Here is a 13,433-nt window from a genome sequence, read left to right as displayed (position 1 = left end):
TACCTGCGGTAATGATTGGACTATTTGCGGTAATCGGCCTTGAAGGCGAGTGGCGTTACACCTTCTGTTTTTTTAAACAGGCGCGAGAAATAGGCATGGTCTTCATACCCCAGTGCATGTGCAATTTCTTTAACATTCAGCTGGCTATAGTACAGCAAACGTTTAGCCTCCAAAATAACTTCCTGTTGAATCCAGTAACTTACCGACAGTCCTGTAGCCTTTTTTAAAGCCTCATTCAGGTACGTTTCAGATACGTTGAGCTTAGCGGCATAGGCCGACGGGCTTTTGAGCGTACGTACATGCTCAACCAGCAGTTTCTTAAAATCCTGCGCCAACTGCACCGGCCGAGACATTAACATACCCGGCTTACCCGTTTGGCTAAAGCACCCGGCGGCTATCCCCAGGAACGACTGTAGCAGCGAATGCACAACAGATAAATTAAAAACAGCCTGCTCGTCCTCGCGGTACCGCTCAAATAACAGGTTGAGCAAGCTTTCGCACTGCCGTTTTTGTACATCGTTTAAGGTATAAGGTTGCTGCAACAGTAATTGATTTTCAAACACATTACGATAATCGGGCGGTATCAGCATGGTATCCACCGCTATGAACCATCCATAAGCGCCTTCGTTTTGGATACGATGGTGCACCTGCCCGGGTAGCACATAATAAAGACAGGATTCCTGTATCACAATCTCGTTAAAATCCACCATTAGCGATCCCCATCCCCCCTCAATTACAAAAAATATATAATGATCATCGCGGTGCGCACCCAGGGGTTCATCGGCCTTGGGTTTATCGCCCTTAAAAAAGCGATTGATCTCCAGGCCCGATGAGGCACGTTCCTTTAAAAGATGTACGGGAATGTCTTTCATGTTCAGGATGGCAAGTTAGGGCTTATTGTGATTGGGTGTATGAACGGAGTGGAAAAATTGTGGGCGTGGTCGAAATACACCGCGCCCCAAAAACCATACGCCATATTTTAATATGTTTGCCTATCTTTAGGGGTGAACATCCAATTACTACCTTTAATTAAATGAGGCCAGGCTTATATCTTTTATTTTTCTTATTTGTTTCGATAAGCCGGCCGGGCTATGCACAGTCAGTTGCCACCGATTCGTTGCTCAACAAGCTCAACGCGGTACTGGCCGATAAGGATGTATACGTAAAGCAAAAAACAAACCGCATTGATGAGCTGGGCAAACAGCTAAGCCAGGCCAACGACCTGGATAAAAAATATAATATTTATCAGCAGCTGTATAACGAGTATAAAAACTTCAGCTACGATTCGGCCTATAACTACGCCAAAAAGCTACAGGAAACCGCCGCCAAACTAAACGACCCTAACCGCATGGCTTTTGCTAAAATGGAACTGGGCTTTACACTCATTTCATCGGGCATGTTTAAAGAGACGCTGGAAACCCTGAACAGTATCAATCTGCAATATCTATCAACCGACGATAAGGTGGAGTATTACTTCCTGAAAGCACGCAGCTATTTCGACTTATCCGATTTTGACCGTAATGTTGATTACTCGGCTATGTATAATCCCAAAGGCATTCAGTTTATCGATTCGGCCCTTTCATTAGCCTCGCCCGGAACCTACAACTATTATGCATTAAGGGGGCTGCAAGCCTTACGCAAGGCCGATAATACCGGTGCCGTAAAAGATTATACCGCCCTGCTTAAGTTAAAAAACTTAACGCCCAACCAGTTTGCCATAAGCGCCTGCTCTTTAAGTTACATCTACGAAGTGCTCGGCGAGCAGGACAAATCGACCCAATTATTGATCCAGGCGGCCATTGCCGACTTGCAGTCGGCCACTAAAGAAACAGTCGCCATTTATAAGCTGGCCGATTTCCTGTATAAAAAAGGCGACCTGAACAGCGCCTTCGTCTATATCAAACAAGCTATGGACGATGCCACCTTTTATGGGGCACGCCACCGGCAGGTTGCCATCAGCAGTATATTGCCCATCATCGAGGCGCAGCGCATCAGTACGATAGAACAGCAACGCAAGTCGCTGATTATTTATGCTTCTATAATTACGGTGTTGGTGCTTTTTGTGGTAATGTTTGCGTTCATCATCTTCCGCCAGCTTAAAAAGCTACGCATTGCCGATAACCTCATCAAGGAGGCCAATGTATCGTTACAGGAAAGCAACGTTGCATTGGAAGCACTAAATCGAAATTTAAGTACGGCCAATAAAATCAAGAATGAATACATTGGCTATTACTTCAACATCAATTCCATCTACATTGATAAGCTGGAAAGCTTCCAGAAATCGCTGGATAAAAAATTGAGCAGCAAACGCTACGAAGATGCCCAGGCAGCAATTAAAAGCCTGAACCTGGAAAACGAGAGGCACCAGTTGTTCCATACCTTCGATAAGGTTTTTCTTTCCCTTTTCCCCGATTTTATCGAAAAGTTTGAAGCCCTGTTTCACAAAGACGATAAAATTGCCATTGCCGACGGGCAGCTGTTGAGCACCGAGCACCGCATCTTTGCCCTTATCCGAATGGGCATCCACGATAACGACCGGATTGCCAAACTGCTGGGCTACTCGGTAAATACCATTTACTCCTACAAAAACCGAATTAAAAACAAATCATTTATCGCTAATGATGAGTTTGAAGATCATATTATGGCGATAGAGGCGGTGTAGTTTTAAGCTGTTAAATTCAAACTTTATTTCGCTTCTTATTATGAGTATAAGGCGGCCATGTTTGCCTGTCGGCACTGCTTAGCCAGATAGTATAGCGTTTTTGAAATAACAATACCCCATCACGTTTTATAGCCCATAAATAATATTCTATCAGGTTGGGATTGCCTTTACAATAGTCAAGTATGCAATTCTGGATACCTGTTACTGTATAATATGGCATCGGCTCTATATGGTCGGCCATAATAATCGCTACCTCTCCCTTATTTAAAAACCTGTCCTGGCAATCGGAACGAATACCGGTGGTGGAGGTGTCGCCAAAATAGGTTGTTATCGTGGGCAGCAATTTGCTCCCATAAGCTTTTAACTTTTTTGTCGAAGCATTGGTAATGATATTTTTTGAGTTGCCTGTTTTATAAATATCACCCAATAATTTGTCGACCTCTTGTTTTGATTGTGCAAAACAGCCCGCAGAGGTCAACAAGAGGAAAAAGGTCAAATTGATAAGCATTTTCATTATAGAAGCATTAAAAAACAGGTCTGTCTATCTCCACATCCTTTATTTTCCAGGCGGTTTTTAAACGTTGTTTTACTTTGTTTAAAGCGAGTGCATTCCCCTCATTTTGATAGGCCCACTGCAAACCTGTAAGCGCCCAGCCATTGTTGGGGTTTATTTGCAGGTCTTTATTTAACACAGCCACGGCCTCGTTGTAACGGCCTGCTTTTAGCAAAACATTGCCCAGGTAATGCCGGGCGGGTAAGGGCCAGTCGCGGGGTTCGTTATAAATGAGTTTATCCTCGGCTATAACTGCTTGTTGTAAAGTAGTGATTGCTGCACCATAGTTTTTTTGCGTGGCAGCAACATTGCCTTGCAATATCAGGTGGCCCACGCCGGCGGCCTCAAATGCCGAACTGAAATTATCTATAGGTGCTTTTAACGATGCAGCTGTTAAACCGGCTTCCATCAATTTTAGTTCTGAGGCGGCTTTTTGTACATCGCCCTTACCGCACCAGGCCATGCCCTTTGCAAAATGAAGCAATACCGATGCATAGGCAAGCGTATCGCCTACCTGGGTGTTTAAAATATCGTCCCATTTGCCAAAGCGCACATCTGTTAGCGCAGGCTGCATATAAACGTATTGAAAAAAATTACCATCAGCCCCTTTGGCGGCCAGGTAATCAGGTATAATGGTAGCCTTTGCTTCATTGGCCCCGTTAATGGCCGCCTTATAGTTACCGCCCATTTGCGCGCAATTTACTTTAAGGTGAATGTTATGCGTTTGATACAACACTGCACCGTTAACCACCGGGTTGTAAAGGCCCGCGTAATAATTAAAACCGGCAATCGCTGCGTTATTATTTGTAATACCTTGCTGGTAATTACCCGTACGTATGTAAATATGCGATGGCATGTGTGTAATATGTGATACCAGCGGCATTAAGGTATCCAGCAAATGCGCGCTTTTTAAAGCCAGTTGCGGCGTGGCCGATGCCTCCATGGTATGGATATAAAAATGATTGGCTCCCGGATGATTGGGGCTTATTGCAATAGCCTGCTCCAATAATGCGCGTATCTCCGGCGTCCATGGTTTGGGTTTAAAATCATGGGTGTATAAATCCCAGGGATGTAGCAATAGCAGGGCATCGGCATATAATGTTATCACCTCGGCATTTTTAGGGTAGCTGGCATAAACCTTTTGCATGGCACTGGCATAATTGCTGCGTAACAGTAACACGGTGATGGTGGTATCTTTACTATACCGCTGTTGCATTGCCGCAATAAGTGCTTTCTCCAACGGCGTGCATTTATTGGCAAAGTTGCGGCTGTTTACTGATGCCTCGTAAGCATCGGTGGGCGGGGCGTAGCCATCATTAGGGTAATTGATGGTTGGCCCCATAGCCAGCGACCGGCCGTACCAGGCCATGGCGCATTCCGGATCAAACCGGGTTGCCTTGGTAAATGACGCTATGGCTTCAATAGAATGAAAAGCGTAATACATGCTCAGGCCCTGGTTAAAATAAAACTGGGCGCTGTCAGACGAGGTAGTGATTTTCCATTTATAATTTCCCCAGCCATTTAAAGCAGGAATTTCTTTTAAATCATCTGCCAGGTTGTACCCGCCGCTGCAAAGTACCACGGGACGTGTAATAGCCTTATACAAAAACGCGGTTTTTGTGATTTTTTTTTGATACCGGTGATAAAAAGACTGACCGGTTAAAAAAATAACGACCAATGCGGGGCATATGACCAGGGCTATTTTTATTTTCATCTGTTGTGGATTGCTGAAGATACTGCAATTTAAGTTTTTATGTGATGAATAATTGGCAGCTTTGCAACTATTTCCCCCAACAGCCCCAATCATCTACTCAAAACCCATCTATATCGCCCCATATTAAATCTATATTACAGCCTTTAAAACACCAAAACAAATACCTAATAATCAAGTAATTAACAATATTATTCTGTCTATATTTTCTATATTGACCCTTCGGGCTATTGATTAGCCAAAATTCCCTCCTTTTATTTGATTCGGATTTGCCAGCTATGGTACATCTGCAAAAACCAATTTTTAAAACCAATTTTACATGAAAAAAGTTTACTTATTTAAGTACGGCCTGACTGTGCTCCTTTTAATCTCGGCGATAGCTTCTTTTGCTCAAAAAGGCGCTTTCAGGGGCAAAGTGGTTGATGATCTTAACCAGCCATTACCTGGCGCCACAGTGCACGTTAAAGGCGCATCTCAAACAACGGTAACAGATGCTAATGGTATGTTTTCGCTTACGGGCGATGCGCAACAGGCATTAACCGTACAGGTTACTTTTGTTGGCTACGATGTGCTGGAGCGGGTAATCAAAGCCAACGAAAATCCCACTTTTCAATTAGTTCCCTCATCGAAAGCCTTAACCGAAGTGGTGGTTATGGGTTACGGTACCGTTAAAAAATCTGATTTGACCGGTGCGGTTGCTACTATTAGCGCCAAAGACCTCAACCCGGGTTCGGTTACCAACCCTTTACAGCAAATTGCAGGTAAAGCGGCCGGCGTAAGTATTACCCAGGTAGGCAGCGAACCAGGTGTTGCGCCAACAGTGCGCATCCGTGGTTTAACATCGTTACAGGGTGGTAATGATCCGCTGGTGGTTGTTGATGGTATCCAGGGCAATATGGACCTGTTAAACCAGGTACCGCCAAGTGAAATTGCATCAATAGACATCTTGAAAGACGCTTCTGCCACAGCTATTTACGGTTCGCGTGGCGCGCCGGGTGTAATCCTGATTACTACCAGGAAAACCGCCGCCGGTAAAAGCAGCGTTGAATATAATGAAAACAGTTCGCTGGATGTGATATCTCACAAATTGCAACTATTATCAGCTGCGCAATGGACTGCCCAGGCCGAAAAACAAGGTGTAGAAGCAGCGGCCAATCATGGTTCAAATACCGATTGGTTTAACCTGCTTACGCAAAATGGTGTTACCCAAAACCACAACCTTGCATTTGGCGGTGGTACCAATGGTTTTAATTACCGTGCTTCGGTAAGCGCCATTACCCAAACAGGTATTGTTATCAATTCCAACTATAAAAAATATATAGGCCGGATTACCGCTACCCAAAAAGCGTTGGATGATAAATTAACCATCACCATGAACGTTAACAGCGGGATTAACAATGATGTGTACAGCCCTATTGGCATTGGTCGCGCAGCATTTACATCAAACCTGATTAGTAATACCTACATATCAAGACCAACCGACCCTGTGTACAACACTGATGGAACCTATTATTCAGATCCTAACGTGTTCCAGTACATTAACCCATACGCGGTTGCAAAAACCGTTAAAAACGATGTGAACACCAACAACCTGTTTACCAGTTTAAAGGGCGATCTTGATATATATAAAGGGATATCGGCAGGATGGTTTGGCAGCTGGAGAAAATCTGACACCAACACCGGCTATTACGCCCCGGCAACATCAACCATATCAACCGCTATTGATAATAAAGGTATTGCCAATATCAGCAATAACCATGTTGACGAAAAACTGATGGATATCAGCTTAAGCTACAAGCACGAATTTGGCTTAAGCCATTTTGATGCATCGGTTATTTACGAATGGCAGGCACAAACTTATAACGGCAGCTTTGCGCAAGGCCGCGGCTTTGTAAACGATTTTGCTACTTATAATGCTTTACAACTGGGCGATTTTTCTAAGTTTTTGCAGAATGATATTTCGTCATACAAAAACGACAGGAGATTAATTTCTTACATCGGCCAAATCCATTATTCTTACAACAACAAATACCTGCTAACCGCCAGCATCAGGCGCGATGGTTCAACCGTATTTGGGGTTAATAACAAATGGGGTAACTTCCCTTCGGCCGCGCTTGCATGGCGTGTTGACCAGGAAGATTTCATGAAAAACCAAACCCTGTTCAGCAGCTTTAAACTGCGCGTGGGCTATGGTGTTACCGGTAACCAGCAAGGCATTTCACCACAAAACTCTATTGCTTTGGTAGGCCAGGCGGGTTCGGTATTTTTTGGCGGCACAACCATCCCTAACTATTTTTATACACAAAATGCCAACCCTAACCTAAAGTGGGAAACACGCAAACAGGCCAACGCCGGTTTCGATTTCGCGATGTTTAACGATAGGCTGAACGGTACTTTTGATGTGTACAGGGCTACTACCGATAACCTGTTATACCATTACACAGTGCCTGTTGTAGGCCAGTTTTTTGTAAACAATATCCTGGCAAACGTAGGTAGCTTACGCTCGCAGGGTGTTGAGCTTTCATTAAGCTATATGGTTATCAAAAAGCAGGATATGACGCTTACACTTGCTGCAAACGGCTCATTGCTGCAAAGCAAGGTGCTTAAATTAGGCGGCAATATTCAAGGGTTTGATGTACCTACCAACTATGTTGGCTGGGGACCAAACGCTTACCTTGTTGTGGGCAAACCTGTAGGTACTTTCCTTATTTTAAAACACCTGGGCAAAGATGCCAACAATGCCGAAACCGTTGTTGACCGCGATAAAAACGGCACCATTGACCAGGGTTCGCAAAGTAAAGACAGGTATGAAGAAGGACAGGCACAGCCTAAATATACTTATGCCTTTACCCCAAGCTTTACTTACAAAAACTTTGATGCATCAATGGTTTGGCGCGGATCGGGCGGTAATAAAATTTACAATGGCCTTCGTCAAAGCTTAAGCTTATTAGAAAACCTTGGTAAATCAAACGTGGTTACCAGCGCGGTACCATTAAATATCCAATCGTCGCCTTACGGGTCTGACCTTTGGTTAGAAAGCGGATCATTTTTAAGATGGGAAAACCTATCATTAGGATACAGGTTTAACCTGGCCAAAGTTAAATACGTAAGCGCTTTGCGCTTATCTGTAACCGGCCAAAACCTTGCCATTATAACTAAATACAAAGGACTTGATCCCGAGGTAAACGTGAGCGGCGACAGCTCATCGGGCGGCGACTACGGTACCTATCCGCGCACCAGGACCTTTTCTTTAGGTTTAAATGTTATTCTAAAATAATTTGATCATGAAAAAAATATTAATCAGTATTTGTATTATTAGCCTTGCTGCCAGCTGTACCAAGGTTAATGAGCATGTGTATGACAAATATGCTGCTGACCAGTTTTATTCAACCCCGGCGGGTGCTGATGACGCGTTAGCCAATGTGTACTCAAAAATTACCGGCAGCTGGGGCTCAAACTATGCCGGCCGCGATAATTGCTGGTACGATTTAAACAGTTTCTCATCTGATGAGCAGGTGATACCTCACCGCAAATCTGGCGACTGGCAACTTGATTTTGCCCAGCTGTATACCCGTACCGAACTGCCTAACCTGGGTATTATTAACAATACCTGGAACTGGGCCTATTCAACCATCTATAGTGCAAATCTGGCTATAGCCCAGCTTACATCTGCCAAAGCCGATCCGTCAAAAATTGCCGAAGCTAAGGTGATGCGCGCCTGGATTTATTACCTGTTGATAGATGATTTTGGTGATGTACCTTTTTACACAGACAATAACACCAACGTTTCAAAAATTCCGCAGGCCAAAAGGGCCGACATTTACAATTTTATTGTAACCGAGCTTAAAGCCAATGTCGACCTGCTTTCTGAAACACGGGGCGGTTCTTACTACGGTCGTTTTAACAAATGGGCCGGCTACATGGTATTAGCTAAAGTTTATTTAAACGCGCAGGTGTATACCGGTACCCCGCATTGGGCCGAGGCGCTGGCGGCTGCCACCAAAGTAGCATCGGGTGGTTATACATTACACCCTGCCGGTGCAAATACAGGCAGCGCCTTAGGCAATTCATACTACGACCTTTTTGGCGATGTATGCCCTAATGACGAAACCATATTTGCATTGTACATTACACAAAACATCATAAGCGGTAACATTTATACCATCCGGAGCTTAAACAGCCCCAACGGCGTAGCCCTTATTGGTTTTGCAGGTTGGAATGGCACCATTATCCCATCTGAGTTTTATGATAAGTTTGATAACGCCGACATCAGGAAAAAACAATTCCTCATTGGCGCGCAGGCAGGCGGCATTACCTACACCAAAGAGGTATCCTCATTAATCGATCCGGGTGCCGGAGCCGATGAAGGCATCAGGGATGATAAATTTTTCCCGGTAAAACCATCAGACGGCAGTGGCGAATCAAATGATTTCCCGGTTTACCGTTATGCTGATGTATTGCTGATGCAGGCCGAATGTAATGTACGTTTAGGAAACACCGCCGCAGCTGCCCCATTCCTTAACCTGGTTAGGGAGCGTGCAGGCTTAGGTGATATTGCCGCGCCTACGTTAGATAACATTTACGATGAGCGTGGATTTGAATTGAACATGGAAGGCCACCGCAGGCAGGATATGATCAGGTTTGGCAAGTTTTTGCTGCCGCACGGTTTTGTTCAAACTACACCTGCCTACAGGATGCTGTTCCCGATACCGACTGACGCGCTTAACGCCAATACCACGTTGAAACAAAATCCAGGTTATTAATTATTCATAAAGTGATGAAAAAAATAATCAACTTAACATTTGCAGCAATGGCCTTCGTGACCGTTGCCTGCCATAAGCAGGCGGAGTTGACCACGCTGAAACCGGTTGCCTTTACGGGTAACATGACAGCCTCAACAACCACAGTCACCCTGTCTGCTACTACCGACGATCAGTCGGTAATTACCTTTACCTGGCCTGCGGTAGTTTACCCTTACAAATCGCACGTAACCTACACCCTGCAGGCCGATTTGCCTGCCGATACCGTAGGTGCAACCGCGTGGCAAAACGCTACATCGGTATTGATTGGAAACGATGTACTAACCAAAACCTACAAAGGCAGCGATTTAAACACCCTTGCCCTTGCGTTAGGCGTTACGCCAAATGAAGTGGGTAAAATGGTGTTCAGGGTGCAGGCCTACCAGGATAGAAATGCTTATTCAAAAGCGGTAACATTAACTATAAGCCCGTATAAAATTATCCTGCCACCAAGCAACAATTACCCGGTATTATACCTTCCGGGCGATTACCAGGGCTGGTCGCCGGGCACTGCTGGAACAGTAGCGGCATCGGTACCTAACATTTATGAAGGCTATATTTATGAGCCTGCAGGCGGCAGCTACCACTTTAAGTTTACCAGCGCACCCGATTGGAACCACATCAATTACGGCGATGGCGGCGCGGGCTTATTAACCACCGATGGCACCAAAGGCGATTTGGTTTTGCCTGGCCCGGGTGTTTATGAACTGGTTGCCAACCCGCAAACCCTTACCTGGTCATACACCCTGGTTACCTGGGGAATAATTGGCGATGCCACACCAGGCGGCTGGAGCAATGATACCCAAATGACCTACGATGCCGCTAAACAGGTATGGACAGTTACAGCCAATATGCTTGCCAGTGGTTCGTTTAAGTTCAGGGCCAATAACCAGTGGGCTATTGATTTTGGTATCACAGCAGATGGCAAAATTCAATACGCCGATAACCCTGCATTACCGTACAACGGCTCGTTAGGCAACTTAACTGTACCGTCAAATGGTAATTATACCATTACACTGGATCTACATGATCCAAACAATTACAACTTTAAGTTAAAGAAAAATTAACCGGTAAGGCAGCGCGTTTGCTGCCTTACATCATACCTTTTTTATTATACTTTGAGTATGTTAACGGGATTTAAAAGTGTGCATTAGTTGATTTTCAGGAGTAACCGGGTTTGCCGGGCTCCTGATTTTTTACTGCCAGTTACCTTCCCGATAACAATTCACCACCCCCTTTTATACATGAAATTTACTACGATCACACTTTTACTTGCCTGCGTTTTAAACTTGCCATGTGTTATGGCGCAATCGCCGGTAGTAACGCCCGGCAATATCGAAACCGTTACCATAGGGCAACAGGAAGTTTCTTTAAAAACAACCAATGCTTACGGCAGCGTATCTGTTTACAGCCCATCCATCATTCGGGTGCGGTTGGATAAAAAGGTATTGGGTGCCGATTTTTCGTACGCTGTGGTTGGCAAAGCGCAGGCTGTAAAAGTGCAGATCAGCCAAACGGATAATGAGATTGATATCAGCACCGACTCATTAAAAGCGGTAATCCAAAAGAAACCTTTCAGCGTAACATTTTATACAATAGATGGCAAGATAATTAACCAGGACGAACCTGGTTTAACCACATCCTGGGTAAACGATGCGGTAACTACCTATAAAAAAATGCAGGATGATGAGCATTTTGTAGGCCTTGGCGAAAAAACCGGCAACCTTGACCGCAAGGGCAATGCCTATACCAACTGGAACTCGGATGTATATGGCTACAGTACCATGGCCGATCCGCTTTACTCCACCATCCCTTTTTATGCCGGCATTCACCATGGGTTAAACTATGGTATTTTTATGGATAACACCTACCAAAGCGACTTTAACTTTGGTGCCAGCAATAACCGCTTCTCATCATTCGGCGCGCATGGCGGCGAAATGAACTACTATTTTATCTACCATAAAAAAATGGCAGATATTATTGCCTCCTACACCTGGCTTACCGGCCGCATGCCTCTGCCCCCAAAATGGGCTTTAGGCTACCAGCAAAACCGTTACAGCTATTACCCCGAAGCCGAGGTAATGCGTATAGCCCAAACCCTGCGCGAAAAGCGAATCCCGGCTGATGGTATTACTCTTGATATTCATTACATGGATAGGTACCAACTATTCACCTGGAACAAAAGCCGTTTCCCCGATCCTGTAAAAATCACCGATGCGCTCAACAAAATGAACCTGAAACTTACCGTTATTGTAGACCCGGGAATTAAGGTTGAAAAGGGTGCACCTGCTTATGAAAGCGGCCTGAAACAAGATGTGTATATTAAATACCCCGATGGTACACCATACACAGGCCAGGTTTGGCCGGGCTGGTGCAACTTTACCGATTTTACCAGCGATAAAGGCCGGGCATGGTGGCGCAGCCAGGTCGATTTTTTTGCCAAATCGGGCGTAAGCGGTATCTGGAATGACATGAACGAAATATCTACCTGGGGCCAAAAAATGCCGGATAATGTTTTGTTTGATTATGACGGCCACCCAACTACCCATTTACAGGCGCATAACGTGTATGGATTAGAAATGGTACGTTCAAGTTACGAAGGCGCTTTGGAGCACTTTAAAGAGCGCCCGTTTATTTTAAGCCGTTCGGGATATGCAGGTTTGCAGCGCTACTCGGCCATTTGGACAGGCGATAACCGTGCCGAAGAAGACCACATGTTGTTGGGCGTACGTTTAATGAACAGCCTTGGCCTAAGCGGCGTATCATTTACTGGGATGGATATTGGCGGGTTTACAGGCAATCCCACCACGTCTTTATATACCCGTTGGATTGAGCTTGGCGCATTTATCCCCTACTATCGTAACCACACCGCCCTCAACAGCCGCGCAGCCGAGCCATGGGCTTTTGGCGAGGATGTGCTGGACATTGCAAGAAACTATATCAGCTTACGCTACCAGTTAATGCCTTATTTATACTCCAGCTTTTATGAGTCGACGCAAAACGGTTTGCCGGTAATGCGCTCGCTGGCTATCAATTATACTTTTGACCCGAAAGTAATGGACGCCACCTACCAAAACCAGTACGAGTTTGGTAACGGCTTTATGGTTGCCCCTTTTGAAAGTACCGCGGCTTTTGGCAAGGTATATTTCCCAGAAGGCAGCTGGTATGATCTGTACACCGGGGCCGAACAAAAAGGCGCACAGGAGGTAACTATCCCGCTAACGGTTAGCAAATTGCCGGTTTACGTAAAAGGCGGTAGCATTATCCCCATGCAGTCCCTTACCCAATCAACTGCGGAATTGCCTACCGATACGCTCGCCGTGCATGTATACAAGGGAAGCAAAGCCAATCATTTTGTATATTACGAGGATGATGGCAAAAGCTTCAGCTACCAGAAAGGTGATTTTTATAAACGTGTCATCAGTTTTGATCCCGATAAAAAAACCATCACATTTGAGAAGGCAGAAGGGAGCTTTAAAACCAATTTTAAATACATCAGGCTGGTGCTGCACGGCTTTGAACAATCAACATCAGTTAAAGCAGGCAACCGCAATTTAAAGCTACAGGATAGCAGCATCGCGTTTTTAGGTGCCGCAGCAAATACCGACCCGCAAGGAAGCATAAACAGGCCCGATAGCAGTCCTGTAAAAACGGTAACCATCAGTAATGCACCAAATAACATCCAGATAAATTATTAAAAAGGAAGTG

The 13,433-nt window shown here is 45.0% G+C and carries 8 protein-coding genes; 5 read left to right on the top strand and 3 right to left on the bottom strand.

From position 1 onward, the window contains the following. Window positions 1–20: 20 nt before the first annotated feature. Window positions 21–872 (bottom strand): helix-turn-helix domain-containing protein, encoded by an 852-nt coding sequence (locus AC1DU2_RS07180; protein ID WP_477383529.1) that lies wholly within the window; start codon window positions 870–872, stop codon window positions 21–23. Between the two features lie 161 nt (window positions 873–1,033). Here AC1DU2_RS07180 and AC1DU2_RS07175 point away from each other — a divergent pair, with 161 nt between their 5' ends. Beyond that, entirely contained in the window at window positions 1,034–2,662 is a 1,629-nt protein-coding gene (locus AC1DU2_RS07175) for a DUF6377 domain-containing protein (protein ID WP_477383528.1), read from the top strand. A 16-nt stretch (window positions 2,663–2,678) separates the two neighbouring features. Here AC1DU2_RS07175 and AC1DU2_RS07170 read toward each other — a convergent pair whose 3' ends face one another. Both AC1DU2_RS07170 and AC1DU2_RS07165 read right to left on the bottom strand, forming a co-directional pair. Next, complete coding sequence (locus AC1DU2_RS07170) at window positions 2,679–3,170, bottom strand: hypothetical protein (protein ID WP_477383527.1); 492 nt, start codon at window positions 3,168–3,170, stop codon at window positions 2,679–2,681. 16 nt (window positions 3,171–3,186) lie between these two features. Then, complete coding sequence (locus tag AC1DU2_RS07165) at window positions 3,187–4,929, bottom strand: tetratricopeptide repeat protein (protein WP_477383526.1); 1,743 nt, start codon at window positions 4,927–4,929, stop codon at window positions 3,187–3,189. A gap of 316 nt (window positions 4,930–5,245) precedes the next feature. Between AC1DU2_RS07165 and AC1DU2_RS07160 the strand changes: the two genes are divergently transcribed. From AC1DU2_RS07160 to AC1DU2_RS07145, 4 genes are all read left to right on the top strand, one after another. Continuing rightward, window positions 5,246–8,203: a SusC/RagA family TonB-linked outer membrane protein gene (locus AC1DU2_RS07160; protein WP_477383525.1), complete on the top strand. Its 2,958-nt coding sequence runs from the start codon at window positions 5,246–5,248 to the stop codon at window positions 8,201–8,203. A 7-nt stretch (window positions 8,204–8,210) separates the two neighbouring features. Continuing rightward, complete coding sequence (locus AC1DU2_RS07155) at window positions 8,211–9,689, top strand: RagB/SusD family nutrient uptake outer membrane protein (protein WP_477354005.1); 1,479 nt, start codon at window positions 8,211–8,213, stop codon at window positions 9,687–9,689. A 14-nt stretch (window positions 9,690–9,703) separates the two neighbouring features. Next, the gene (locus AC1DU2_RS07150; protein WP_477354003.1) at window positions 9,704–10,792 is read left to right on the top strand and encodes a SusE domain-containing protein; all 1,089 of its coding nucleotides are present in this window, start codon (window positions 9,704–9,706) and stop codon (window positions 10,790–10,792) included. A 177-nt stretch (window positions 10,793–10,969) separates the two neighbouring features. Then, window positions 10,970–13,423 (top strand): glycoside hydrolase family 31 protein, encoded by a 2,454-nt coding sequence (locus AC1DU2_RS07145; protein ID WP_477383524.1) that lies wholly within the window; start codon window positions 10,970–10,972, stop codon window positions 13,421–13,423. The last annotated feature ends 10 nt before the right edge of the window (window positions 13,424–13,433 follow it).

It is taken from the genome of Mucilaginibacter sp. P4_C11 (genome assembly GCF_056402115.1).
This window is presented reverse-complemented; position numbering and strand designations above follow the sequence as displayed.